The following is a 26,264-nucleotide window of genomic DNA, read 5'->3' on the forward strand; positions in this document are numbered from 1 at the left end:
TCTTCTTCCCATGAATACCCAAACCTCAGTTACTTCCAATCGTCGTTCATTTCTCAAAGGTATCTTAGCGGCCGGGGTGGCTCCGATAGTATTGCCGTCTGGACTTTTAGGGAGTGATGCACCTTCTAATAAAATTACTTTGGGTTTTATTGGCGTGGGTTGGCAAGGGGTAGACCTTAACTTAAACTCGTTTCTCGCAGAAGACGATTGCGTATGCATGACCGTTTGCGATGCCTACATGAGTCGTGCCGAGTCCGCCAAAAAACTGGTGGATAAGCAGTATGGGAACGAAGACTGCAAGGCGGTCCAGGACTTTCGGGAAATCATTGACGATCCGAAGATTGATGCGGTTGTCATCTCTACGCCCGACCATTGGCACACCACTATGTCGCTCATGGCTCTTGAGGCTGGTAAGCATGTCTTTTGCGAAAAGCCTACCTACTCGATCGGGGAAGGTCGAGTGCTTGCCGATGCGGTGAAAAAGAGCGGGAAGATGTTTTCCACGGGCTTGGAAGACCGGTCCCTCATTCATTATCACCGAATGGTGGAGTGGGTTAGGAATGGTGCCATCGGAGATTTGCATCACATGGATGTGGGCGTTCCTGAGGGAGCCATTCATCCTTATGAGGAAGAGGAGGCTATTCCGGATGATCTCAACTGGAAGCTATGGCTCGGACCCGCACCTTATCATCCATATACGGCTACACGGACGGAGCCTATGCACTGGCGTTACATCCGCGACTACTCCACGGGTATCATAACGGATTGGGGCGCTCACCTGGTAGACACCGCACAGTTTGCAGCCAATGACCCGCACAAATGTGCTATAGAAGTAAAAGGATCCGCGGTGCCCTCCCCGGAAAAGGCGCAATCGAATATCCCTGCTAATTACGATCTTCATTATCGTTATTCGAATGGCATTACTATGCAGCTGCACAATGTTTCCAAAGAAGAAGGATTGGCCGCCAACGTCTACGTGAGATTTTATGGATCTAAAGGTTGGGTATCGGTAACCGGCTGGCGCGGCCAGTTTGGTGCCAGCGACGAGAACTTACTTCGGAAGAGGTATCCCGAAAAATTAAACAAACACGTTCCGTTACCCGCTCGGGAACATCCGAATTTTCTGGCCTGTATTCGTTCGGGAGAAGACCCCACCTACCCAGCAGAAACCTTGCACCAACTCAGCACGACCCTGCATATGGGAGTCATCGCCGCTGATTTGGGACGAGGCCTCACATGGGATCCCAAAAAAGAGCGCTTCAAGAATGACAAGGAGGCGAACTCGAAGCTGACTGTGAAGTTTCACGACGACTGGAAACGCGCCTAGGCGAAAGTCGGTTTTCCACCATTATAAAATGTAGCCACGGTCGTAAGACTGTGGAAATTCTAAAACAACGGTCGACGCTGTCACCAGCGTCGCTACTAACTGGGTAGCCGCCACAGTGACAACACTGTGGGCCTTGTCCCTGAGCTTAGGCTGTTGACGGATTTTCGCAAATGCGTTTAAACTGCTTACCTCCAAGAATTACCCCGAATATCAATCCCATGAATAGACGTACCTTTCTTCGCAATCTTGCCTACACTGTTCCGACGGCCGCCGTATTACCTCACTTTACATCACTGGCGGCCAAGGAGGCTAAATCGGTGAAAATCACAGATGTGAAATGTGTCCTGACCATGCTGAACTTCCGGGTCAGTCCCTTGGTGAAAATTGAGACCGATGCAGGGATTGTGGGTTATGGTGAATGTCACCACGACAAAAATGTCTTGGGCGCTAAGGATATCGTGCTGAATGTCTGTAAACCGATTCTCCTAGGGCAGGATCCATTCGATCTCGAGCGGCTTGTATTCAAAATGTCGACACGAACGTCCTACTACGGAGGAAACCACGGGGTGGCTACGCATGCGATTACTGGCGTCGAATTCGCCATGTGGGATATTATCGGAAAGGTCACAGGGCAACCCGTTCATAAATTACTCGGTGGTGGTTCGCACGTAGATCAGGTTCGAGCCTATGTTTCCGGTGGCCCCAGGGATAAATTGAACAAGGATGACTGCGCGGAATATGCTGATCGGATGCACTCCGGTGGGTGGACAGCCGGTAAGATAGGTATCACCCGCGATCAAAGATGGAACCAGTTAGATAATCGTCGCATCTCCAACAGGGAGCTGGACGAGAATGAGGAAGGCTACGCCAATGTGCGTGAGCGGTGGGTCGCGACTTTGATATCGCTGTTCATTGTCATTGGGAATTTGATTTTGATTCCGCCCTGCGGCTGGCACGTGCCGTTGAGCCTATTCGGGCATGGTGGATGGAAGATCCGTTACCCATTGAATTCAATGAGCAATGGGTGCGGCTGACCGAGCAATCCCCAACACCCATTCTGTGTGGTGAAAATTTATATGGTCGAGCCGACTTCCGTCCCTTTATCGTGCACGGTGGAGTGCACATGATCGAAATCGATGTGGCCATGTCGGGTGGATTGTTGGAAGCCAAGAAGATTGCCGACCTGGCCGAGACCTACTTTATCCCTGTCGCCACCCACAATGTGGCAGGACCGATCGCAACCATTTGCTCGGCTAACTTTGCTGCGTCGGTGCGGAAGTTTCTCGACCACGAAGTATTTCTCCGGTCAGAGAAGAATCAACGTGGTGAAGGGGTCAACGGTGATCCGGACGTACTGGGTTACGACAAACCCATGACCAAAAATGGACACATCCAGCTCAGCGATCGCCCCGGATTTGGTATCGAACTCAACGAGGAACTTATCAAAGGTAAATACCTGGTCGATGGCGAGGATTGGTGGGATTGAGTTTGTTTCTTCCTCCTCCACTTAGCTAACAGTTTGCTCTGGTGGAATTGACAGACATGCCGAGTAGCGACCGTGGAAACGCGGTCGAAGTTTGGATTTTTGTTTAATAGGGCAGGGACGGACCGCCGGGCCGTCTGCGTACAGTTCTGAACGGCGCCCTCGGCGTGTACAGACCTGTGACAAAGGTAACAAGTGTTCGGAGACATGGGTAACAGTTTTGACGGCCTTGCGAAGGTGTTCTATCGCCTTGGCCCTACCTTTGAGAAGCCTACTAACCTTCCCCCCGAAAATAACCCCGCTGGCGCATCATAACCCGGTGTAGGCCTGGGTGTTTTTCGAACGGTGCGCGACCATGCAGCCAGAAGTGATTATTGAGAACGACTAACTGATCGGTGGGTAAGGGAAGTGACACTACTGACGAAGAGGTCTCCATTGAATCACAAAGGTCTTTCAGAAAGCGACCTTGTTGAAGCGTGTCAGGGTAAACAAATTGGTCGATGAAGCACACGCAGGGCTTTCCCTCTCGTTCGTAGAAAATAGGTTTCTTGACGGTGATGGGGTAGTTCTTACTGGGAGGAGATTTGTAGGAGATAGGGACCGAAGCCACCGGGTCCTGTAGAAAGCGATCGAGCTCATTCCAGTCATCCAGGTGCAGCAATCGCGAATCACCGCCTTCGGCATACTGCTCATCCATCTTCATCATGAGTATCCAGTCGGTGGGTTCCTTTACGTAGGTGCCGTCGGTATGCAGGGTGAATGTTCGGTAAGCTTGCCGTAGATAAGAGTCACTTTCATCGGTGTCCTTAACGGTGAAGCAGGCGTAGAAATTATTTGTCATGTCATCGAAGTTCGGCAGTCCGATGAGATGGGAAATAGCAGTTCCAAGAGCGACCTGTTGGTGTATCGATTCAAGCGGCCGTGTCATCTTTAAGGTAAAGGCGCCCGTTTCACGATCATGGATGATGTCGTGGATCCGTTGAGCGAAAGCGGTGCCAACGGCATCCTGTAAACAATCGGCGGCAAACGATCTCAGATAGGGTATGTAGGAGAGGCTTTCCTCGCTAAGGTCGCTTGTCGCGTCGAGAAATCGTTCCACTGCATTCTCATCCAAAGTTATTTGAAACATGCGATGATGCATCGGATGCGGAATGATCGTGCACTGCATGTTTGATTCACAGGTCTCCATGATTGCAATGTTACTGAGGCTCGTTGAAATTGTTCAATAATTTCTTTGTTCGGTCTTCGCCCGGATGAGGCCCGAAAACTGGATTATTCTCGAGGGAGTGTCTGCTCGCTTCCACTCCGAAAGATGGTAAATCTCAATTCTTCCTGAATGAACTTCCCGATTTAAAAGCCAACGAGTGGACCAAGTTGCACTATATCGAAGTCATTGGTTCTTCTTACCCCGGAGTTAAAGCAACGAAGCACTTTATTTTTTCAAATGGTGCCCAGGTATTTACTCGGCAGGAGGCTCAGCAAGAGCGGCGTAAACAAAGAAGACGTTAAAACGGAGGATGTAAATTTGATTGTAGGAGGTGGCTTGCTGCCGAATGCATGTCCCAGAGGGTTCGAATCGGCAGCAAGCCACCTCCTACAAAGCTAATTCAAAACCGATCACTAGTTCTGAGCCAAATCCTTGTTTCCTAGCTCTCCACGGAAAAGTGGGCTCGTGCAGATATCCACGATGAGTTCTTTGAAGCCGTCCTTACTTTTGAAGTTGGCTTCGGCAATATCGTCGGCAGCAAACCGTTCACGAAAAGTGAGCGGATAGCCAAGCGCGTAGGTGAATAGCTTCTCTGTTAGGGCTCTTGTAAATTGATCCGTGCGGTCCACGAGGATTTGTTTCATTTCCTCGGCCCCATCGAATTGATGGCCTGGGATCGCTCCACGTGCATCAATGAGCTGTTTGTTTCTATAGAGGTCTCGAAATTTTCCTACCGCATCGAAGTGCTCCAGGCTGAGACCCCAGGGATCGATCTTCTGGTGACAATCATTGCAGGTCTCTACTTCGCGGTGCTTCGCCAGCATTTCAGGAATGGTGGTGCTGCCGCGCACATCCGGGTCGATCGGTTCTACATCGGGTGGGGGCGGAGATGGCGGATTGCCTAATAACTTTTCCAGAATCCAAACTCCGCGAATCACCGGTGAGGTGCGGGTGCCGTTCGATGTGATCTTCAGAATACTAGCCTGACCCAGCAAGCCACCGCGTGGTATGTTACGAGGTATTTTAACCGGACGGAACTCGTCACCCTTCACGCCTTGAATTCCGTAGTGAGAGGCCAATCGTTCATTGATCATGACAAACTTGGAATCGAGAAAATTGGATACGGGCAGGTTCTTTGTTAGAACACGTTCAAAGAAAGCTTCGCTCTCCTTTTGCATCAGTTGCTCCAGTAAAGGATCATAGTCCGGATATAACTTGGGGTCGGGACGCATGAGCTCTATGTGTCTCAGTCCCAACCATTGTTCGGTAAAGTCCTGGACGAATCGCTCCGCCTTATCATCGGCCAGCATACGTAAGACTTGTTTACGCAGAACGCGTGGCTTTAGCAGCTCCCCTGATTTTGCCAGCTCAAGTAAGGTTTCGTCGGGTATGGAATTCCAGAGAAAGAACGAGAGTCGACTGGCCAGTGCCCAGACATCGCTGCCGTCACCTGAATCATAGCTGAATAGAAAACGGGGAGAAACTAGAACGCCCTCGACTACGTTGCGCATGGATTCCTCTGGTGTGAATCCGCGCTCAAGGCCCACTTGGTAAAGCTCGATAAAACTTGCCAGGGTGGATTCGGGGACGGGACGACGGAATGCTTTAAAAAGGAAATCCGATATCCTGCTCTCAACGGAGTCATTTGAGGATAACAAGTCTTGGTGAGCCTTAGGTGGCCAGCTTGGGATGAGGGGCCCCTCTACTTCGATCTCCTTAACGTAGAGTAGGTCGGCAACGTTGCGTTCCTCGTCTCCAACCTTGGCTTTAGGAGAACGATTTAGTACTGCTGCCGATGCATAATGAATCATGATGTTCTCACCTTTTGTCAGTCGCACGACCACTTCATCGGTTTGCATTTCAGCACCGGTGTAAAAGTGCCCTACACGTCGGCCGGGAACAGAGGCAGCGTCCATGTGGCGAGCTTCTGATGCCTGGATGCTGACTATGGAGACGAGTCGCGGCTCATCATTGGGGATGCGATCCCGAGTCTTCATGTTCTTTTGGTAGGACTCGCTCAGGTATTCATATTCGACACCTTCGTCCTCCAGAACGGTTCTAAAATCGTGAGCAAATGATTTTACTGTTACGCGGTAGGTGCCATCTTGGGGCACGACCCAGTCCTTAGGCCACATGACGTATTTTCGGTCACGGCTTGAAGCGGTTACGATCAGGTCGCCACGTTCCTCGACGTTATATCCGTGTCCTATAGTATCCAAAGTATAACTACGCTTTGAACGAATATCATCGCTGGTTGCAATCGTATGTTTAGCTACCTTTTGAGCATTGTCCTGTAGGTTGAGTACCATCTCAGGATTAGCATCCAGTGTGACTGCCAAGCTATCAAAGCCATCAATTTCCGCATCGGGCGGGAGATTGGTCGAGAGCAACTGGTCAATCCCCAGTAAATCCTCAACGGCATTGTCCAAAGCGCTATGGCTTAATCGTCGAATGGCGATTCGTCCTCCACCTTGCATCTTTTCCGCTGCTTTTCGGAGTTCACCATCGATCGAGTCAATCAATGCAGAAATATCTTCAATGGGTGGGCGGGGTTCCTCTTCGGGAGGCATGTCGCCCAGTTTGAGAATGTCGGTCACATCCTGCCACATTACTGCGACTTCGGCATCTTCGAAGTCGAAGCTCAGTGTATCCAGTCGAATGTCACCTTTCTGCTTTTTATCATCGTGGCATTTATAACAATGCTCTTGCAGAAAGTGAGTGGCTGAGGATTTAAAGTCTTCGTTGGCCGAGAGACCGTGGGTTATCCCGAGCGTAAGTGCTCCAATTCCCAAAGAAATCCAGGACTTAATAGTCGTCGGCATCGTCAAAGTTTTCAGATGTTAATTACGCCAACTCGTGATTGAGATTGCCGGTGCTGTTTGCGAATTGGTTGATGTCGATACCTGCTTGTTGTAGCATGGTGACATAAAGATTACACAATGGCACTGTGTCTTCTTTGTAGATGAGATCCTTGCCGTGGTTGAGTCCGCCACCGGCGACCATGATGGGCAGATTCTTGTTGGAGTGGGAGCTTCCGTTTCCGAGTCCGCTTCCAAATAGGATTTGTGTTCGGTCAAACAATGAGGCCCCGCCATCATCAATACCCTTTAGGCGGTCGATGAAATTGGACACACAAGTCATGTGCATCTGCTCGATCTTGATCAACTCTTCTAAGACGTTCGGATCTTTACCGTGGTGAGACTGACCGTGATAACCAGACAGCTGTTCGCCATTGAGAATGATGGGGAGTCCACCTGCGGGTAATTCAAAAGACACCACTCGAGTCGAGTCATGTTGAAGTGCCAATGCTGCCAGTTCGAACATGAGTTGCAGGTTCTCGTGGAAAGTCGTTGGGCGTTCGGTCAGTGGTGGAACACCAGGCTTCGGTGTATTCACCCATTGCTGTTGGCGCTTGATGCGTTTTTCAACATCGCGAATCGATGTGAAATAGGAATCGACCTTTTCGCGGTCCTCGTAGCCGATTTCCTTTTGAAGCGACTTGGCGTCTTGAGCAACGATGTCGAGGACGCTGCGTTTTAGGTCCATCGCCTTGCTCGCTTCCTTCGGATTGAGGTCGCTCACAAAGAGTCTTTCGAAAACTTTGGTGGGATCCGCTTCTGGCAAAAGGGGAACGCCGTTTTGGTCCCAGGAAAGGGTTTGAGTGGGTTTACCTTCGGATGCTCCTAATTGCAGTGAATGAAAGCGGCTATCCTTACTTAGATGCTTCGCGGCCAATTGATCGAGCGTGATCGTGTTGCGAACCATGACTGACTCGCCAATGTATTCCGGTTGATAGACCCCAGACAGGAAAGAAGGCGTTCCTTTGTGGCCACCCTGAATGCCATGGTCGACTCCCGAAACGACGCTGAAGTCGCTCCGGTGCTTCATCATGGGTTCGAGTAGCTTCGGAACACGGTTGCCGTCTTTGGTCGGATGCCACTCACCTGGATACATGCCCAGGAAAGTGCCCACAGTGACCAGGCGTTTTCTAGGTTCTGCAATCGACTTGGCCGCTGCCAAAGGCATGGGCAGTGAATTCAGAAATGGAAGTGCCATCAAGCCTCCCGCATTGCGCAGGAACTGACGTCTATTGAAGTAGAGTAGATTTCTCATTAGAGATCCTTGAAAATATTCTAACAGGCTTTACCTTACCATTACCTTATCGGATATGAAAACATATTCCAAACTAGGTAAAAAAGGGTCGTTTCACTCGGAATTTACCCGAATTTCTGCAATTGCGGGCTAGACCTTATTCACACTTCGAGGGACGTTCTTGCCCTACCTATTGAGATTTGTGCTCGGATTCGTACAATTGCGGCTAGACCTTTCGAACTTCAAACCGCTAGATTGAATGAGTCGATGAACCCTAAGTCTATTTTCCTCATTCCCTTTTTGTTATTCTTCCTTACGGCTTCGGTCTGCGGAAACCAACTTCCTGAGCTGGACCGTTGCGGCGGTTTCAAAGATATCCAGCTCAAGGCGACCGGATTCTTCCGCGTCGATAAGGTGAAGGGTCGTCACTGCTTCGTAACCCCGGACGGTCATCCCTATATTGCGCTAGGTGCCAACCACATCGGAAAGTTTCTACAGGACGATTCGCAAAATAGCGAACTCCTGGCGCGCTTTAAAGGAGACGAGGAAAAGGCCGCCGAATTTCTCTTTCAGGCGGTACGAGACCTGGCTCTGAACGCGGGTGAAGCCTATGCGCCTATCGATCCTCGCTTAGCCAAGCGCATGCCCTATGTTTTGAACGTGACTTTCCCGGCGAAGGGCAAGGTGCAGTTTGATATTTTCGATCCCAAGGTGAAGCGCGCGTTTTGGGACAGTGTGGTTGAGCAGGTTCGGCCGGTTAAGGATGATCCTTTTCTATTGGGAATCGCCTGCCCGGATTTGCCCCTGTGGGATGCAAAGCGAGCCGACTATTATGAGAACTTACCCGAGGGATCTCCGGGACGATTGATTTTCGATCGGTATTTCCCAAACCGTCAAAAAGAGCTGGCCAAGAACCGGCCCAAATCCAGGAACCAAAAAACAGAAGAACAATTTCTGGGGCTCGTAGCCGACACCCTTTATCGAATCGTCAGTGGTGCAGTTGACCATGCAGCTCCCAATCACCTGTTTTTCGGCGAACGCTTTCAACTGCGTAGCAATTTGTCTGACCCGGTCGTTGCGGCCGTTGGAAAATATGTGGATGTGTTTTGCACGCAAGCCCTGATCCGATCACCCCAACGTCCTCCCGAATGGCAGCTCTTTCAAGCGGATGCCTGGAAACATGAATACAAGGTAACAGGTCGCCCCATTATGATCATCGATTGGGCTGCACCGTTCAGTCTCGATCATCCTTACGAAGTGGACATAGCGATGATCAAATCCGAGGCGGAAGCAACCGAGGAAACGAATCAGTTCCTCATCGATTCGTTTGACCAGCCTTACATTATAGGCAATTTCAAATGCCAGCTCATCGGCAGTCACGGAAACGACAGCAAGTTTCCTGAAGGACGCATGAAACGGACCTACTTGAAAGATGACGGATCACCCTGGCCGGTCCGGACCGAGGAGACACGTAAAACGCATATTAAGGTTTTGAATACCGTACTGAAGCAGCTGCAAGGGGACTCATGAAATTTCCTCTGAAAGCTCTTCTGCTTCCCCTTCTCTTTGCGGGAGTAGCTGTAGACCAAACGTCCCTAACTCCGTCAAGCCCCATCAACCTTCTCGGTGATCCTTCATTTAAGGATTTTACGACGCAGTTGCATCCTGAACGTTCGCTTTCGACTAAGCGTGAAGAGCTTTGGTCGATTAATCAGGAGGGGATCTTGCATGGAACGGGTAAAGCATGGGGGTTCATTAGAACCAAAACCAAATACCGCGACTACCATCTGGTACTAGAATATAAGTGGGGAGAACATACCTATGGATACGGCGCTGATCGTAGCCGGGGGCACGCCCGTTTTGGCCACTTCTTTAATTGCCGAACGACTTTATGAGGCGTTGGATGAATACGACAAGGTAGGTTATCGGCCCGCCTTTGCGGCTCCTATCTATTCCGGACGCCCAGCGGATGACTACAATCTGTCGGAATCTGCTCCTCCTTTCTTCATGGTGATTGCGCACGACGATAAGGACCGGTCTATCTCCGTGGCCGAACTCTATATCGCTCTAAAGAAAGCCAACATTTCTGCCGAGATGCATATCTACAGCGAAGGCGGACACGGCTACGGCCTACGCCGCACGGATCAGCCGGTGACCACTTGGACCGATCGTATGGAAGACTGGCTGCAGGTAAATGGCTTTTTAGAAAACTAGAAACTCCTATCGGTCATTTTTTTGGTGCCTTCCAGCTGAAGGGGAGTTCCGCGTTCGGGTAGGCCCAGTTATTGAATGGGTTAGGTGAGGGCTTTCCGTGAAACTGAAGATCTACAAAGTCGAACAGCGTGGACCAATCTTCGATGTTTTGAGCATGGCCACCTTCGCGCCAATGAAGGGCGATTTTGTCTTCGGCGTCCATCCATTCGTAGACGACTTCCGTCGCGTGATGGGTGAGCTCAGTGCCATAAGGATTGGCATGATAATCTTGCCGGGCGTGACAGTTTAGAAAAGCTCTGGGAGCTACCAAGACGCGTGAGAAGTGAGAGTCAAAAGGCAGGCGCTCTTCTTTATCGGCGAAGGGAAAATATCCGGGAGCAAACCAACGTTCATTTTTTCCAATGTGACTCTTAATACTCTGAGGGCGTTGGCCTTCTTCAAAATAACGGTAGCTGCCTGTTCCACCTGTGCCTGATGAATTGGGTGCTGTGATGGTGACTCGTTCATCAAAAATACCAGCACACAAGGCAGCTTTGCCACCACGAGAATGTCCCGTGGCAACCACCTTATTCATATCGACCAAGTCAAATTGATCCAGTGCATCGAGTACCACACCGTGGGCCCAGCCCCATACGGCCAGAGCTCGCCAAGTATATTCTGGGTAGAGTGGGTACACACCAGCACTTCGATCGATGCCTCGTGCATCCGTCGCGAGGGCTTCTCTTTCGAATCGGCAAAGCAGGTAGCCTCGTCGGATGGCTTCTTCTCCTGCAAATTCAGTGTTCTCATCCAGCTCCTCATCAAAGGCGACCCGGTCGTTTTTGATGACGGTTGGATAGCGTTTGTTGGCTTTAGGTCTTACGACCACCAGTTTACAACTGGCAGTGAGACCGTTGCGCCGAATCGTGAGTGTGTAAGTCTCTCGCAGTCCTTTCCCATCAAACACCGATTTTGAATCATGCTTCTTTACTTCGATCTTTTGGGGCAGGGGAGGAACGGTTCCGTAAAGGTAGTGTTCAAGCATCGCCCGAATGTACTTCTTTTGTTCTTTCCAGTCTTCGAGTGTCTTCACGCGACTCCCGTCCTCCATGATGAACGGATCCGGCATCTCTGGTTGAACGGGTAAGCCATCAACCTCCATGAAATTATAGGCGACTACCGAAAACGGCAGCACTGCAAGAAACAGTACCCCTGTTATGATGTTCTTACTTTTCGTTTTCATCTTTTCCTACCTGCTTGCTCGACCCATAAAAACACCCAATCCCTGTAATCGCCAGGGTAATTGCCACCACTATATTGATCAGGGACAAAAACTGCCAATGCCAGTATTGCGCTACAGGAACACCGAGTGTGGCCCCCATGTAAATCGCTGTCGTATGCCAGGGCACAAGCGGCTCAATCATCGTGCCTGCATCTTCAAGTGAGCGTGATAACACTTTCTTGGGGATGCCTTTTTCTTTGTAGGTCGATTGGAATGCCTCACCCACGACAAAACTTGCTGCCATTTGATTGGAGGTGATTGAGTTGATCAAAGTCGTGGACGCCAGTGATGAAAGAATGGTGGCTGCTCGAGACTTTGCGAAACTGAACACGCGTTTTACGATGATGGGCATCGCGTCGATTTTATCAATCGAACCTACATAGATGAAAACAATGATGGAGATAACAATCGGTTCGTTGAGTTCGTAAAGTCCACCTCGGTTGAAGAGCGTATTCATATCCTCTGGCACGTTTGTCATCCAAACTGCCATGGAGGTATCGAATCCTTTGTAGAGCGACTGAACCGCATCGGCCATGGTGGTCTGTTGGAGCAGTACCGCCAGGATGCAGGCGACAAAGGACGAGCCTGCTAAGGTCGGCAGAGTCGCTTTCCTTTTGATCGATCCATAGAGGACAATGAACACGGGTAACAGTAGAAGGATGTTAAAGTTAAACATCTCCTTAATGCCTCCCAGGATCACGGCAGTTTGAGCAATGGCTTCCGGGGACGATTCCACCGGGTATACAAACCCCAGCACAAAATAAAGACTGCCAGCCATCAACGCCGAGGGAATCGTCGTAAACATCATCGCGTGAATGTGTTCAAACAACGGCACTTCCACCGCTAGTGCGGCCACGTTCGTTGTATCGGAAAGGGGCGACATCTTATCCCCAAAAAATGCGCCTCCAATAACCGCGCCTGCCGTAATCGCCAAATTGGCATCCACCGTAATAGCTACGCCCATCAAAACCAAACCGACCGTTCCGGCCGATCCCCAGGACGTCCCGGTCATGGTCGAAAAAATCGCAGCCACGACAAATGCGATCACATACAGAAAATCCGGATGGATGATCTTGATGCCATAGTAGACCAACATCGGTATCGTCCCCGCCGCGATCCAACTCCCGATGATCATCCCGATCGAAAAGAGTATGAGGATGGTCGGAAAAGCCCGGGCGAGTTTTTTCACGATCGAATCCTGAATTTCCAACCAGGAGTAGCCGAGATAACCCAGTTGAGAAATGGCTAAGACGGCAGCCGAAAGAAATACGATCTCTAAAGGAAAGGCCTGAAGCCATTGCACCATGGGGCGAATGATCAGACCGTAAACCAGTAAAATAATGAGCCCGGCCACTGGGAACAGAGCTTGTAGAAAAGTAACTGGTTTATGGGCTTCACGGGTCATAGAGTCGTTTGGAGAAGATCGAGTTTGGCGGTCCACTCATCACAGACCTTATTCCATCAATGTGACTGCCGCACCCTCAAATGTGAAGGGCTAAAACCTAAGGTCGCTTTTTGATCCATCTCAGCGTGTCAGGGTATCCCCAAACTCGCGGAAGAACATAAAAAGGATAATGGCACTACCCAGGAAACTACCGAGCCCCAGCTCCATGGCTTGTCCCAGATTAAATTGCGTCCCGAGGTAGACGAGAAGCACGGAGGTAAGCAGGCAAATGCCAAAGGACATCGTTGCCGACAAGCTGACCACGGGTTCCATTCGTTCCCGGAGTTCGCGAGCTTCTTTAAAGTAGTAACGGGAAAACAGGATGAACAAGATCATGGCTACGAAGCCTTGATCGTCGAGGGGTGGTCGGACGAGGAAAGCATCGTACAAACCATGCGCTACGATCGCTATGCCGAAAATGTAGAAAAAGTCATTCAGCGAATAAGCCCGGGTTCCCAAACCTCGGCAGAGGTAAAGACCGCTCATTCCAGTCAATGAAATGTGCAGAAAATTGGCCGTCAGAAAGCGAGGTGCAGCTGCCGTGCCCATAGAGCCACTCAGGTATCCAAAGTTTTCTGAGTAGGCGAAACCCAGTCCGACAAAACTGGCGACCAATAAAAATTCCAAATGATATCCCCGCTTTATCAGAATGAATACCAGCGGTAGAAACATCAGTAGTTTGCACACTTCTTCCCGCAAGCCAACCGTCGCAATGTAATAGACCATCGCATGGACGACTTCTGTCCCTTCGTCGATGGGAAGATGAAGATCCTCCAGCATGACCCAGATCAAGGTGGGAGTGGTGCTCAAAACCCCCAGAACCAGCCCGATGATGCAGAGGACCGGAGTCCATTTATCAAAGCGTGTAACCTGGCATAGCTGCAAAAGAATGATTCCCCAAACCACCATTGCAATGGTTGCCAGGACAAAGCTGCTCGTTTGGGTTCGGTCCACCTGTGCTAGGAACACCGACTTTACCAGTTGAGGCCAATCTTGTTGTCGGGCTGCCAGATCCGCACCTATCCAAGGACTGAATGCATCTGCGTAGAGTGGATTGTCAGCCAGCTCTTTCAGTGTATTCAGATCTCCTACATGATCGCGATTAATTACGGCTTGTTCTCTCGCCCAATGAGCGTCCGGGAATTCTCCCTCCTTGGTAAAATGGGGATAGGCTTTGTTGAATAGATTTTCTCCGCTGGCCATCTGCCCGAGGATCTGGTTGGCAAAGCGGGTAGGTGGTTCTTGGGCGGCCATCATTTCCAACTGTTCGGTTGCACCTTCCAGATCGGTTCCCAGCGATCTCATAAACAGCATCACCAGATCGACTTCTATCTGGGGTAGATAGTCGGTCAGCAGTTTTTCATAGCGAGGCCAATCATTGGATGAAAGCCTTAGCTGAATGAACGGTGTATCAATCAATACATCCTCGGTCGTAGAGTGGCCTGACTTTAGAGCCTTCTCTACTTCCTCAAACACAATGTCTGTAACCTGACTGTTTTGAACGATGATCAAACCCAGGTCCGTGGGGTTCGCAGTCAATCGGCTGCTGATCCTTCCCTGAATGCTCAAGTCGCTACTAGCAGGCACGAATCGGGCGAAGTACGCCAGGACTAGCCCCGTAACAATCGTAGCAGTACCCAGTCTCCAGAGAAACGACCGACTGCGTGACAAGGTGTAGAGTTGATTCCTGAGGTTTTTCACTGTCAGCGAAATTCTGACAATTCTACTTCAAGGTCAAGGAGTGGAATGGTAGTGAGGACTATAAAACTCTGGCTACCTTCGATTTGGTCTTCGTCCAGAGCCTCTGCGTGACGGGCTTCTTACCTGCGTTGCTTCGGTTTTCCCATCCTTAAGCAGAAACTCCACAAGATCGTATAGGTCATTTTCCGGAATGAGCGCACCGTAGGCGGCTGGCATCATGGAGAAATGGGAGGGGATTTGTTCGGAAATAGTGTCTTCGGGAATGCGATGTGTCTGTCCGCTTGGATCAGTCAGGATGACAAAGCCATCCTCAGAGCGGGCGCTGATGCCCGACACATTGTTGCCATCCTGGGTCCGAATGGTGGTGAGCATGAAGGCCGGGTCCACATTGCGGTTGGGATCAAGGATGTCTTCCAGGATTCGCTCCACCCCACGAACCTGAATGCCGTCCAGGTTTGGTCCGAGCTTCCCGTCCTCGCGGTTGATGCTGTGGCAGACGGCGCACTGGCTTTGAAACACCCCCTGGCCGCGGTCGGTGGATCGATCCGCTTGGTGGAAACCTTCCTGTCGCGCAGCGATTAATCCTGGGAGTTCCGTCGATGGATCGGGTAATCGATCCAGAAGTGCCGTAAGTCGTGGGTGGTCCTCTCCGATTTGTTGGCGTATGATGGAGTCGCGTAGGAGTAGGGCTGAGGCTTTACCGGATTCGATGGCCTCCAGCAGGCGTTCGGTTCCCTCTGAAGAGGAACATAGGATTTGGGCCAACGCTGTTTGACGTGAAGCAGGTGCCAGAGAGAGCTGCTCTAAAAGAATGTCGTAGGCCGACTCTGGCTGTAGACTGATCAGTGCCTCGCTCGCTCCCAGATCTCCGTCCTTGGACAAATCGAGTATGAGCCCGGTCAGTTGCTTGAGCTCAAGATGAGTGGTCAGGCCGAGTGCTAGATCGAGGATCGGGCGTTCAACCTCAGAAGGGTTTTGAAGTATGGCTCGAATAGATTTGCGTGCCCAATCGAGTAGGGCGGTCGAAGGGTCGGTTTGGATGCCAAGCACGAGTGCGGCAAGCTGCTTAATGCCCCATTCCTGATCGAATCGTGTGTTGTTCAGCCGTTCAATGAGTTGTTCCAGTTCAGACGCTGACAACTGCCCTGCATTTACATCGAGTGAGGTGTTAAACACTTCATTTTGGGGATCCGTCTCCAGCAATACAAAGCGAGCGGCCTCCGCTGTCTGAGTGGCTGCAGCGATTTCCACTAAATGGAGATCTTCTGCTTTATTACTCGACCAGTTTTCTGAGTGGATGAGTTGTTCCCGTATAGCCATTCGGAGCACATGAATAAGATGGGTATCTTCCTCATCCGTGCGCTTCCATGTGGATAGTAAAGGATCTAAAAAACCTGGATGGGGATGACGCCGCATTCCGTCTGCCGCTGCGCGACGAACAAAGGCGTTCTTTGCCTTGAGTGCTTGTAGCGCAGAGTATTGTTCGATCTCTCCCCACTTCGCCCGTTCGGCCAATAGCTTCATGGCGTGCACTTGGACGATGTGGCTGGTGCTGGTGATGATGGGTTCTGAATAAACAGTATCGAGGAGGCCCTTTTGTTCCAATATCCAAAGCATGTGTGCCTGAGCATTGGGAGAAGCACCGGGATAAGCTGAGATGATATGCGCCTCATGACCCTCTTGCCAGCGATCAATTATCTGGTGATTAGCCAGCACTCTTAACGTTTCGTTATTCTTATTCAGAGTTTGGATAAGCTCTTCAACATTCCTGGTGGTTAGATCTGGAGCCGGGCCGGGAGCTCCCTTGTAAACGACCCGCCAGACTCGACCATGAGTTCTGTCACGTTTGGGGTGATCCAGCGGTACTTCATAATGCCCGATAATGGCGTTATAAAAATCGGCGATGTAGAGCGCTCCGTCTGGGCCCACCGTGATATCTACCGGGCGGAACCAAGGATCATCGCAGGTGATAAAATCGGGTTGGGTGTCCGCTATGAGTGTGGAGCCGTACTGAAGCAGTTTGTCTCGGTGTACTCGTCGGGTGACCGAGTTGCAAAGAAACAGATTATCCCGGTACTCTTCCGGGAAATGATCCGCGGCATAGTAGGCAGGTCCGCTGATAGAGGTAGAGCCATGATCGTGATCAATCATTTCAGGCCCTAGTCCCAGGGGTTCGTTGATGGGGTTTCCCCAGCTGGGGCGGAAGTAGGCCGCTCCTGGTAAGAGTTGGTAAAGGGGGAGCGAGTGGCAGTCGGCACTGAAGACATTGCCCAGGGGGTCGATCGCCAAGCCAAATGGATTTACTTGTCCACGGGTGTAGATCTCAAATTGTGAACCGTCCGGTCGGAATCGGTAGGTGTGACCTGAATACAAATCCGTTTCCCGACCCTGGCTATCGACTACAAAAGTCGTATTTCGAAATCCATGACAGCCGTAGATCCATCCATCGATCCATCGACGAAAGCTACTGGCCATTCCATGGGTGTCGATATTTCCGAAATGGCTGTAGAGGACTGTGTCGGTGTCAGCCACACCATCGCCGTCTGAATCTGTGTGACGGGAAATATCAGGTATGCTGTAAACAATGGCGCTGCTTCCGTCCCCGATGGGGGTTTGTCCGATGGGGATATTTAGTCCTTCAGCGAAACGTTGCACCTGCCCGGGTTTTCCATCCGGACCAATGTTGGATGCAACCGTGACCCAATCGCTTGGAGAATCGTCTCCCAATTGCGGAAGTCTTTCTATCCGTGGATCCAGCCCTTCCGTTTGCGCAGGGAAAGGATACTCAACCGAACTCGTTACCCATAGGCGACCCTGAGCGTCGAAGTTCAGGTTCATGGGCTGACCGATGTGTGGTTCCGACAACACCAGCTGGATTTCAAATCCGGGAGGAAGATGAAATTGCAGTTGTTGGGCTTCCGGGCTTTGTGCCTCGGTAGGTGCAATATGCTGAGGCTGTGCATATAGCGAAACCGAGAGTCCGATGAACCCAAAAAGGATGAGAAGTCGAGTCACTCTGAAAATCAATAATACGGACTGCGGATTGTCTACTCTCATTCCTGATTCAAGCTGCAGCTCACTGGCTTTTCACAAATTATTTCAGATCTTGTGTTTGAATTGTTGATGGCTCCTGGAGACCAATTATATCCGGCGAATGTGCCAGTATAAGTTTTAGAACCAAAGATTTCCTGTTTTCCCACGCGTATGTTCCCTTATCGAGACCATCCCAGCGCACATTAAAGCTCATAGCTTTCAACTCCATTTCAGATGCATGGACACCTGGTTCTTGAGCGGCTGCCAGGGTCAGGACTAATAGGATTCTTAACATCACACTTGTTCAATATTGTGGGTGCAGGATAGACTCATGCACTCAATATACGCAATCGTGGTATTTTATTAAAAAGTCTTAGCATTGTTTCTTTTTACCGGAATTTCTCCTGTGAGTAATTCTTAGACCATTTTATTGCTTTTTGGGGTATATGCTAGGCAAACCGCCTATTATCTGCCACTCACTTCAACTCCCCGGTTACCCTGAGGTCGTTCAAGGGTTTCTACATCTCCACCCAGCCATCCTGTTCGTGGCTTTCAAAAATCGCGTCGATCACCTTCATGTTACCTATGGCGTCACTCAAGGGCGTTGGGCTAGGGTCACCGTTGAGAATGGCCTGTGAGACCACGTCACCCTCCAGGGTGTATTGATTGCAGATGGGGAAGGTCGTTTCCTCAATACCGTCATCCGTTTCCAACCACATGCGCGTCTCCACGTCGGGTGGGGCATTAAAAGGGATTTCGATTTCTATCCGCCCGGTCGTACCCACGATATGGACACGCTGGTAAGGGGAGATCTGAGTGGAAGTGGTAAAGCTACCGGTTCCGTTCTCAAACTCCATGATCCCTGAGCATTTCCGATCTATCTTAGTGACCGGATCGCGTTCGACGATACCCATGACCCGTTTGGGTTCCGCATCGAAAATGAAGCGAGTCAACGAGGTGCAGTAACAGCCGATGTCGAGCATGGCTCCCCCGCCGATGTCGGCTTGGTTGCGGATATTGGTGGGATCCACGTTGTAGTAGGAAAAGAAGGATTGAATGGTCCGCAGGTCGCCAATCTTGCCCGCGTCGGTCCAGGCTTTGGCGGTGACCCATTGGGGGTGAAAGCGAAACATGAAGGCCTCCATCGCATTCAGCTTGGGATAGCGTGCTGCCACGTCGACCAGGCGCTGGGCATCCAGTGCATTCAGGCCCAGTGGTTTTTCACAGAGCACATGCTTCCCCGCCTCCAGGACTTTAATAGACCAGTCGACATGCAAGTGATTGGGCAGGGGGTTATAAATGGCATGGATGTCATCCGCGGCCAGTAACTCCTCATAGCTGCCATAGGCTTTGGGAATCCCCATTTCGGTTGCGAAGGCCTGAGCCCCCTCGAGGTTACGTGAAGCAACCGCCACCACGTCGACCCATTCCGATTGCATAAACCCCGGCAGAAACCGTGTCCGGGCAAAATTAGCTGTACTGAGGACTCCCCATCTGACTTTATTCATGCTCCCGATTTAGCGGATCATCCTTTTCCAAACAAACTTTAATGTGAACGAAGTTACCGAACCTTCATACAAAGCGTTGAGACTCGGTCCTTCTGCGTTTAATCTTTCTTTGTCTTTTTCCTCCTCGAGGATTGTAGATGAGTGGGCGATTTACGATGGTTCATCACAGCCACCGGCCTTATTGGAAACCGGTGAAAACCATTCCCCGCAACAGCTCATGGAAGATTACAGCCAATACCAAGCGCCAGAAAAGAAGCCCCGTCGCGTGCAGCCACTCAACGATCCTGATTTCATTGGAGCCGAGGTGGCCTTGAAGCGGGCCTCTGAAAAGGCCATCGCCCGAGCTTGTGCGGCTGGATTGGAACCCGTTATTGCTCCGGTCCATAAAACGCAGAATAAGCGTTAGAGTCTTAGACCCAATCGGCTTTCATTTCATCCATTGCATCAGCTCGACGTTGACTCATTCGCCAAGCGTCCCCGATGATCAGAGGCTATGACGAATTCCCAACCAAAGCGCATCGCCTTTATCGGAGCGGGTGACATCTCGCTCCTTCATGCTGAAGCCATTGCCGCCTGTCCGAGTGCAGAACTGGCAGGCTTATGGTCGATCGATGTCGAGCTGAATCAGGAAAAAGCCGAGCGCTATAGATGTCCCATTTATGAATCGGCAGAAGACCTGGTGGCAGATCCGTCAGTCGATGCCGTCTTCATTCTGACTAATCTCGAGACACACACTCAGTACGCCACCCTCGCAATGAATGCCGGGAAAGCCGTGCTGATCGAAAAGCCTCTGGCACCGACCATTTCCGAGCTGGAGCAACTCAAAGCCTGCGCCGAGAAAAACGGGGTCGTCTTGTGCCCGGGACACAACTACATCCACGAGCCATCATTGCACCGTACCCGTGAGCTGCTCCACAGCGGTCGACTTGGCAAACTGGTCGCCGTTTATATTCACTACCACATTCATCATCCCGAGGAAGTGGCGCGCCGCTATCCGGGTGTCATTAGGCACATCCTTACTCATCATAGCTACCTGCTGAGTTACCTGGGCGAGCCCTACCATGCTCCGGTGGCCGTGTCCGCGATGAAGTCGGTTATCCACTACGACGACTTTGAGGGCGAAGACCTGGCCATACTCAACCTGCGATTGAATTCCGGAGCCATCGCCCACTTCTGTGCCGACTTTGCCGCCGACGATCATTCCGCCGACCCCTGGACCTTTGTTGTGAAAGTCATCGGCACCGACGGTGCGACCCGCTTCAGCTACCGCGACTGGGTCGAAAACAAACCAGGCGTCGTTCACTCACACACCTGGTCCGCCTACGGCTGGCACATCCGGGAAGAAGTCCGCCACTTCATTGAAGAATGCCTTAGCAAAGGCACCGCGCCACTATCCACCATCGACGACGCCATCACCGCTCAGCGCATCATCGAAGCCAGCGAACAATCCATCGCTGAACGCCGCGAAATTGATCTGTGAGTTGAAACCAGCCGTCGTAACCCAAATTATTCGCTGATAAATATCTTGAAAAATAAAACTGATATCTATTCGAGACTGAGATTATTATTCTACTATATTTAAATGGAAACTACTTATTAGATTATTAACATGATCAAAACTCAATTTATCTGTTGTGTCGCCTGAATTATTCTTTATTACTTAGATTCTTACTATCCAAATAAACTGAGTTTTAGGAGATCTAGCCTATATAGTTCCTTAGTTTAAACCCCACAATATCATAGGACAACGCCTCACGCAAACAACTGCAAATATGAAAAAGATCATAACCTTATGCATAGCTTCTGTACTTTTACCGACTGCCTTCATTAAAGCCCAGGTAAGCGAAGATGAAGAAAACAAAGATGAAAGTATATTTGAACTTTCGCCATTCACAATCCAAGAGGATGAATCGATAGGCTACCAAGCTTTATCCACATTAGCTGGTACCAGAATTAAAACTGCGCTTAGGGACACGGGTGCGGCTATCTCCATAATAACTCCTGAATTTTTAGAAGATGTAGGTGCTGTGGACGCTGCCTCTGTTTTGTCTTACAGCCTGAATACAGAGGTGTCAGGGGAACAGGGAAATTTCGCAGGTGGTGTGGAAACTGGTGATGACCGTAGTAACCCAGCAGTTAACGGACAACGTGTTCGTGGTATTTCACCCGCTTCCCTAACCAGAGGTTATTTTCTTACAGACATTCCTTTTGATTCCTATAATACGACCAGAATCACAATAAATCGGGGGCCAAATTCACTACTATTTGGCGTAGCGAACCCAGGAGGAGTCATAAATAATCAGGTAAAACTAGCCACCACAGGAGATGATTTCGCTACAATTAAATTTCGACTTGGAGAACGTGGAGGCAATCGGCAAGAAATCGATCTAGACAAAGTTCTAATAAAGGATCGCTTGGCCATCAGAATCGTAGGGGTAAATGAAGATATAAGATTCAAACAAGAACCTGCGTATGAAACAGATCAGCGCCTTCATTTCTCACTTGAAGCTGTTTTGTTTGAAAATGAAGGCTCAGACATATTTGGGAAAACTGTTTTCAAAGGAAATTGGGAAGATGGCACCATTGATGGAACACCCGCTATGGTAGTTCCGCCTGCAGATAGTGTGACCGGCTGGTTTGAACAACAAAATAAAGGTCATCGAGAGGTTATCGAACGGATGTCAGGAATCACACTTCCTGGATACATAGATAATTCCTTTGAAGACTCATATGGGCCATTTGTTCCACATACCATAATAAACACTATCCCCGGAGTTCCCTCAGGTAGACAAGCTGGAATGAACGCCAGATTATCTGCGTGGGTAAATATACCCCTTACTTGGAATCACATTGGGCAAGTTGTTCCATCAACTGGCTTGCCTGGACAACCTGAAGTCGCAGGAGTATTGGGGCGGGTTATTTGGAATAAGGCCCCACAATACGGCCGCGGAAGATTTGAGACTCCAATGCACATTAATGATTTTTGGTATAATAGTGTTCCTGGCTTTTCGAGCCCACGCATACCGCAATCGATGTTGGATAATGAAACCTTATTATGGACTGGGACAACTTCTAATGTGCGACACGACTTTGACGTTAAAAACATTTCCTTAGAACAAAGTTTATTTAACGGTAAAGGTGGAATTGAGATAGTGGTTGATGAACAAATGTATGAGAGAAATGTTTCCATACCTTTTGATGACTACAGCGGTAGCCAAAACGATTGGCGGATTGATGTTAGCTCTCATTTAACAAACGACCAACCTAACCCCAACGTCGGCAGAATACTTGGCTGGGGAGGAAATGATCCGCAATATTTCTCAACCGCCAGAGAAGCAGAAAGAGCTACTATTTTTTACGAATTCGATTTCACAGACTTGGAAGGCATTGGAGGTTATCTTGGGAAGCATGTATTTACCGGGCTGTATAATAAACAAACAATCGACCAGCTAAATAGAAGCTATAGAATGATATGGAATGATGGCAGCGCTTACAAAGTGGCATCTGATATCTTTACAGGTAATCAAACCGGTGGAAGGCGCAGAATGTGGCATTATCACTACCTGACTGATAACTTAGTTGGAAAACAATTAAGTGATGTTAAAATAACAGATTATATCACTCCTCGATTACCTCAAGAAGGCGACACGTATTTTCTTTCATGGAATGACCACCCCACACCAAGTGCGAACCCAAATGGGGTAAATGTACCAGCTGATCCTGAAGCATATGTGGCTGGCACCGGGGATCCTTCCTACTACGATACGTTCACAGCGCATAAACAGCTTATGTCTGCATATAGAAACGAACAAGTTATCAATTCAGAAGCTCTTAGCTGGCAAAGCAAATTTCTAAATGATAACGTAGTAGGTCTATTAGGATGGAGAACTGATGAATCAATCAATACTGGACAAGCTTCCGTTGACAAGGATAGCGATGGTAATCCTCTTCCTGGACAACAAGAACTATCAGATATCTCTGAAGTGGTTGAAGGTAGCACTTTAACCCAAAGTCTCGTAGTTCACTCGCCCATAAAGCTTGGATCGACAAGCATAAGTGCTCATTACAATTCCTCCGAGAACTTTTCACCTGAAGCTACTCGACGGAATATCAAAGGGAATGTTATACCATCACCTTCAGGCGAAACAGAAGAAATTGGAATTGGAATGGAATTCCTAGATGGAGCAGTTTCTCTTAGGATTAGTAAGTATGAGATGACCATGGATTATGCAGATGCCTACATGACTGGTCCTATTAATGGCGTCCTAGCTCCACTTGGTAGAGTCAGGTGGGGAATGATGGAGGCAGATGGAGCACCATGGCAAGATGTCTATGACGTCATGTATGACGACCGTAATCGATTCCCAGATGCTAAACATTTTAATAGCTACGACGAACTATTTACAGCATTGGGGAATTATCTCCCACGAGATATTGAATCTTTAATTAATGGGCGGTACAACGCAGACGGTGATTATGAGTACGATCGAATTGTTGGTGCAGCTGCAACAAGATCATTTACTTCCGAAGGCACTGAAATTGAATTAGTCGGAAACTTAACCAATAATTGGCGTGTAGCCTTAAATGTTGGTCAGCAAGAAACTATTACAGCTAACTCGGTACCGGTTTTAGCCGAAGTAGCTAATGAGGTGTTAGAAGGCTATAAAAGAGAAGGTCTTTGGGGTCACCAAGATGCTCCGGACAACGATGCGGATTCTACATTCGGCAGTAGATTCAATGGAGCTACCTTGATACCAATAGCAGCAGCACAGGCTAGGGATGGAACTGTTTCTTTAGAACAGCGCAAATGGAGGATAAACTTTGCTACTAATTACAATTTCACTGAAGGAGCCCTGAAAGGTTTTGGAATTGGAGGATCATACCGTTATCAATCTGAGGTAGCAATAGGATATGAAAATATGATAAGTCCAGATGGCTTGGTTGTACCAGTTATCGATAACCCGCATATGGGGCCCACTATGTGGAATGGAGACATGTGGATTAGCTATAAAAGACCTTTGACTGACAAGATTGATATGAAGCTTCAATTAAATATAAGAAACTTACTTGGAGATGATGACCTTATTCCCGTATCTGCAAATCCTGACGGTAGGATAATAGCATACAGAAATTCTAACCCACGAGATATATTCTTGACTAGCACCTTCAGCTTCTAATCTAGCTTTAGACCTTTAAAAAGAGAGTGCCTACATTCTGTAGGCACTCTCTTTTTGTTTAAAACCATAAGACCTTGCTCCTAAATACGGGTAATGTGGATACGCGAAAAATATCCGGACATACCACAAGTCCGACCGTAGTGGATTGGGATAAAAATGGAATTCCGGATCTGTTGGTTGGGGCAGAGGATGGGCGGCTTTACTATAAAAGGAACGCGATAGGGAATCGTTAAAGTGACCTCGCTTCGTGGCGCTTGGGAATTGGAATTTATTTGAGATTTGGATCTTCATGGGGCTTGGAGCTACCTGTTCGCTTATCGGCAAAATGGCCTACCAGCGCGCCGAGCAGCACGATCGAACTGGTGCCCAAAATGATTGTCATGAAGGAGTGAAGCGGATTCGCCCAACCGGATATTCTGTCCGGCCAAAGTCCGGTTTTAGAAAGCGACAGCCAGAGGATCAACAGCGCCCCAACGACGACGGAAATAATGGCATGCGGATTTCGGGCCTTTCGCGAGATCAGGCCGAGAAGAAACAGCCCGAGCATGCTGCCGGTGAAGATGCCCTGGAGGTTCCCACCAGGCGTCTAGCGCGCTCTTGACGCGCAACATCGCCAAGGCGGTCAGCGTGCCGGAAATGCCGACAATCAACGTCGCCCCATGCAGGACGCGCATCGATTCCCAGTCGCCGGCTTCGGGGCGGAAGTAGCGCTTGTGGATGTCGCAAAGATAAAGGGTCGCGGAGCTGTTCAAGCTGGTGTCCATGCTGCTCATCGCGGCTGCAAAAATCGCGGCGATCAGCAGGCCCGCGAGTCCGATGGGCAGTTTATTGACGATAAAGTGAGGCACGACTTTGTCACCGACGTCGGCGGCCGTAAGAGCGGCGGCTTTGGCGGCGATTAGGTCATTGGTTGCCGTAAGCCCGTCCTGGGCCAATTGGGTAACCACAACCTGTGTCCTCACTTCATTCAGCATTTCAGGATTCGCTTCATAGAGACTAAACAATCCCGTTCCGATGAAGAAAAACAGGGCCGACATGACGGGGAACAGCAAAGCGGCGAGCCAGACGCTGGACTTCGCGGCGCGATCGGACTTCGCGGTGGCGTAACGCTGCACGAAGCTTTGATCGATTCCGAAGTTCTGGATATTGATGAACACGCCGTAGAGTAGAACAATCCAGAAAGTGGGCTGCGGCAGGGTGAAAGACTCGGGGCTGAGGCTGAAGCTTCCCAGGCTGAATTTGCCGTTTTCTTTAGCGATCTCGAACAATTGGCCAGAGCCCTCGGGCATTCCGGTGAGAATCAATCCCGCGCAGAGAAAGGCGCCCGCTATTAGGACAAAACTTTGCACGACATCCGTCCAGATTACGGCCTCGATTCCCCCGAGCAAAGTGCAAGCGGTCACGAGAACGCCGGTCACTAGGATGATAATCTTAACGTCCCAGCCTGTGAGCGGCGAGAGGGCCAAGGCAACGAGATAAAGAATCGTTCCGATGCGGGCAAGCTGGGACAGAAGGTAGCAGGCCAAGGCATAAGTTCGCGCCCAGGGTCCGAAGCGCTTTTCTAGATGATAGTAGGCGGAAACCTCGGAGCTGCCCCTGTAAAGCGGGATGAACCAACGGACGGCGATGACCGCCGCGATCGGTAGTGACAATCCAAGTACCCATGAATTCCACGTTCCACCATAGGCCTTGCCGGTGTTGCCTAGAAACCCGATGCTGCTGACATAGGTACCGAAAATCGAAAACCCGACCGCCCATCCCGGCAGCGATCGTCCCGCCGCCATGAATCCCTCGGGTTTGCCGCTTTTGCGCGCGAA

General features: G+C 49.9%; 18 protein-coding genes. 9 read left to right on the forward strand and 9 right to left on the reverse strand.

The window, feature by feature from the left end; genetic code table 11:
* The first annotated feature begins 10 nt into the window (after positions 1–10).
* The 3 genes from GA003_04040 (at position 11) to GA003_04050 (ending at position 2,813) form a co-directional block, all read left to right on the forward strand.
* Positions 11–1,327: a Gfo/Idh/MocA family oxidoreductase gene (locus GA003_04040; GenBank protein QXD29156.1), complete on the forward strand. Its 1,317-nt coding sequence runs from the start codon at positions 11–13 to the stop codon at positions 1,325–1,327.
* A 218-nt stretch (positions 1,328–1,545) separates the two neighbouring features.
* Positions 1,546–2,361, forward strand: a complete 816-nt coding sequence (locus tag GA003_04045; protein ID QXD29157.1) for a hypothetical protein — start codon at positions 1,546–1,548, stop codon at positions 2,359–2,361.
* Positions 2,313–2,813, forward strand: coding sequence for a hypothetical protein (locus tag GA003_04050; GenBank protein QXD30497.1), 501 nt, complete (start codon positions 2,313–2,315; stop codon positions 2,811–2,813). The genes GA003_04045 and GA003_04050 overlap by 49 nt, the downstream gene beginning before the upstream one ends.
* Before the next feature lie 271 nt (positions 2,814–3,084).
* Here the strand turns inward: GA003_04050 and csiD are convergent, their stop codons facing one another.
* The 3 genes from csiD to GA003_04065 form a co-directional block, all read right to left on the reverse strand.
* Positions 3,085–3,999 carry a carbon starvation induced protein CsiD gene (csiD, locus tag GA003_04055; GenBank protein ID QXD29158.1) on the reverse strand — a complete coding sequence of 305 codons (915 nt, stop codon included), beginning with the start codon at positions 3,997–3,999 and terminating at the stop codon, positions 3,085–3,087.
* 431 nt (positions 4,000–4,430) lie between these two features.
* Positions 4,431–6,839, reverse strand: coding sequence for a DUF1592 domain-containing protein (locus GA003_04060; GenBank protein ID QXD29159.1), 2,409 nt, complete (start codon positions 6,837–6,839; stop codon positions 4,431–4,433).
* A 22-nt stretch (positions 6,840–6,861) separates the two neighbouring features.
* Positions 6,862–8,130 (reverse strand): DUF1552 domain-containing protein, encoded by a 1,269-nt coding sequence (locus tag GA003_04065; protein ID QXD29160.1) that lies wholly within the window; start codon positions 8,128–8,130, stop codon positions 6,862–6,864.
* A gap of 246 nt (positions 8,131–8,376) precedes the next feature.
* Between GA003_04065 and GA003_04070 the strand changes: the two genes are divergently transcribed.
* The 3 genes from GA003_04070 to GA003_04080 are packed head-to-tail and all read left to right on the forward strand — an operon-like array spanning position 8,377 to position 10,323.
* The gene (locus GA003_04070) at positions 8,377–9,639 is read left to right on the forward strand and encodes a hypothetical protein (GenBank protein QXD29161.1); all 1,263 of its coding nucleotides are present in this window, start codon (positions 8,377–8,379) and stop codon (positions 9,637–9,639) included.
* The gene (locus GA003_04075) at positions 9,636–10,004 is read left to right on the forward strand and encodes a DUF1080 domain-containing protein (protein QXD29162.1); all 369 of its coding nucleotides are present in this window, start codon (positions 9,636–9,638) and stop codon (positions 10,002–10,004) included. The genes GA003_04070 and GA003_04075 overlap by 4 nt, the downstream gene beginning before the upstream one ends.
* Entirely contained in the window at positions 9,931–10,323 is a 393-nt protein-coding gene (locus GA003_04080; GenBank protein QXD29163.1) for a hypothetical protein, read from the forward strand. The genes GA003_04075 and GA003_04080 overlap by 74 nt, the downstream gene beginning before the upstream one ends.
* A gap of 13 nt (positions 10,324–10,336) precedes the next feature.
* On the opposite strand, the gene GA003_04085 is transcribed toward GA003_04080, so the two are convergent.
* From GA003_04085 to GA003_04105, 5 genes are all read right to left on the reverse strand, one after another.
* Positions 10,337–11,545, reverse strand: coding sequence for a hypothetical protein (locus GA003_04085; GenBank protein QXD29164.1), 1,209 nt, complete (start codon positions 11,543–11,545; stop codon positions 10,337–10,339).
* Positions 11,529–12,989 carry a Na+/H+ antiporter NhaC gene (nhaC, locus tag GA003_04090; protein QXD29165.1) on the reverse strand — a complete coding sequence of 487 codons (1,461 nt, stop codon included), beginning with the start codon at positions 12,987–12,989 and terminating at the stop codon, positions 11,529–11,531. Before nhaC ends, GA003_04085 begins: the two co-directional genes overlap by 17 nt.
* A 120-nt stretch (positions 12,990–13,109) precedes the next feature.
* Positions 13,110–14,729, reverse strand: a complete 1,620-nt coding sequence (locus GA003_04095; GenBank protein QXD29166.1) for a PrsW family intramembrane metalloprotease — start codon at positions 14,727–14,729, stop codon at positions 13,110–13,112.
* 72 nt (positions 14,730–14,801) lie between these two features.
* A complete protein-coding gene (locus tag GA003_04100) occupies positions 14,802–17,786 on the reverse strand; it encodes a hypothetical protein (protein ID QXD29167.1) in 2,985 nt (994 codons plus the stop codon).
* A 494-nt stretch (positions 17,787–18,280) separates the two neighbouring features.
* A complete protein-coding gene (locus GA003_04105; GenBank protein QXD29168.1) occupies positions 18,281–19,270 on the reverse strand; it encodes a Gfo/Idh/MocA family oxidoreductase in 990 nt (329 codons plus the stop codon).
* A 43-nt stretch (positions 19,271–19,313) separates the two neighbouring features.
* On the opposite strand from GA003_04105, the gene GA003_04110 reads away from it, so the two are divergent.
* From GA003_04110 to GA003_04120, 3 genes are all read left to right on the forward strand, one after another.
* A complete protein-coding gene (locus tag GA003_04110) occupies positions 19,314–19,676 on the forward strand; it encodes a hypothetical protein (protein QXD29169.1) in 363 nt (120 codons plus the stop codon).
* A gap of 87 nt (positions 19,677–19,763) precedes the next feature.
* Positions 19,764–20,750 (forward strand): Gfo/Idh/MocA family oxidoreductase, encoded by a 987-nt coding sequence (locus GA003_04115; GenBank protein ID QXD29170.1) that lies wholly within the window; start codon positions 19,764–19,766, stop codon positions 20,748–20,750.
* Between the two features lie 292 nt (positions 20,751–21,042).
* Positions 21,043–24,447 (forward strand): Plug domain-containing protein, encoded by a 3,405-nt coding sequence (locus GA003_04120; GenBank protein ID QXD29171.1) that lies wholly within the window; start codon positions 21,043–21,045, stop codon positions 24,445–24,447.
* Between the two features lie 437 nt (positions 24,448–24,884).
* Here GA003_04120 and GA003_04125 read toward each other — a convergent pair whose 3' ends face one another.
* Positions 24,885–26,231, reverse strand: coding sequence for a sodium/solute symporter (locus GA003_04125; protein ID QXD29172.1), 1,347 nt, complete (start codon positions 26,229–26,231; stop codon positions 24,885–24,887).
* Between the last annotated feature and the right edge of the window lie 33 nt (positions 26,232–26,264).

The sequence above is a fragment of the Opitutia bacterium ISCC 52 genome (genome assembly GCA_014529675.2).
In the GTDB taxonomy this organism is placed as follows: Bacteria; Verrucomicrobiota; Verrucomicrobiia; order Opitutales; family UBA2995; genus UBA2995.

What these genes read in the sequence shown, in the direction of transcription:
- GA003_04040 (QXD29156.1), top strand. Translation starts at nt 11, where the DNA reads ATGAATACCCAAACCTCAGTTACTTCCAATCGTCGTTCATTTCTCAAA.
- GA003_04045 (QXD29157.1), top strand. Translation starts at nt 1,546, where the DNA reads ATGAATAGACGTACCTTTCTTCGCAATCTTGCCTACACTGTTCCGACG.
- GA003_04050 (QXD30497.1), top strand. Translation starts at nt 2,313, where the DNA reads ATGGAAGATCCGTTACCCATTGAATTCAATGAGCAATGGGTGCGGCTG.
- csiD (QXD29158.1), bottom strand. Translation starts at nt 3,999, where the DNA reads ATGGAGACCTGTGAATCAAACATGCAGTGCACGATCATTCCGCATCCG.
- GA003_04060 (QXD29159.1), bottom strand. Translation starts at nt 6,839, where the DNA reads ATGCCGACGACTATTAAGTCCTGGATTTCTTTGGGAATTGGAGCACTT.
- GA003_04065 (QXD29160.1), bottom strand. Translation starts at nt 8,130, where the DNA reads ATGAGAAATCTACTCTACTTCAATAGACGTCAGTTCCTGCGCAATGCG.
- GA003_04070 (QXD29161.1), top strand. Translation starts at nt 8,377, where the DNA reads ATGAACCCTAAGTCTATTTTCCTCATTCCCTTTTTGTTATTCTTCCTT.
- GA003_04075 (QXD29162.1), top strand. Translation starts at nt 9,636, where the DNA reads ATGAAATTTCCTCTGAAAGCTCTTCTGCTTCCCCTTCTCTTTGCGGGA.
- GA003_04080 (QXD29163.1), top strand. Translation starts at nt 9,931, where the DNA reads ATGGATACGGCGCTGATCGTAGCCGGGGGCACGCCCGTTTTGGCCACT.
- GA003_04085 (QXD29164.1), bottom strand. Translation starts at nt 11,545, where the DNA reads ATGAAAACGAAAAGTAAGAACATCATAACAGGGGTACTGTTTCTTGCA.
- nhaC (QXD29165.1), bottom strand. Translation starts at nt 12,989, where the DNA reads ATGACCCGTGAAGCCCATAAACCAGTTACTTTTCTACAAGCTCTGTTC.
- GA003_04100 (QXD29167.1), bottom strand. Translation starts at nt 17,786, where the DNA reads ATGAGAGTAGACAATCCGCAGTCCGTATTATTGATTTTCAGAGTGACT.
- GA003_04105 (QXD29168.1), bottom strand. Translation starts at nt 19,270, where the DNA reads ATGAATAAAGTCAGATGGGGAGTCCTCAGTACAGCTAATTTTGCCCGG.
- GA003_04115 (QXD29170.1), top strand. Translation starts at nt 19,764, where the DNA reads ATGACGAATTCCCAACCAAAGCGCATCGCCTTTATCGGAGCGGGTGAC.
- GA003_04120 (QXD29171.1), top strand. Translation starts at nt 21,043, where the DNA reads ATGAAAAAGATCATAACCTTATGCATAGCTTCTGTACTTTTACCGACT.
- GA003_04125 (QXD29172.1), bottom strand. Translation starts at nt 26,231, where the DNA reads ATGGCGGCGGGACGATCGCTGCCGGGATGGGCGGTCGGGTTTTCGATT.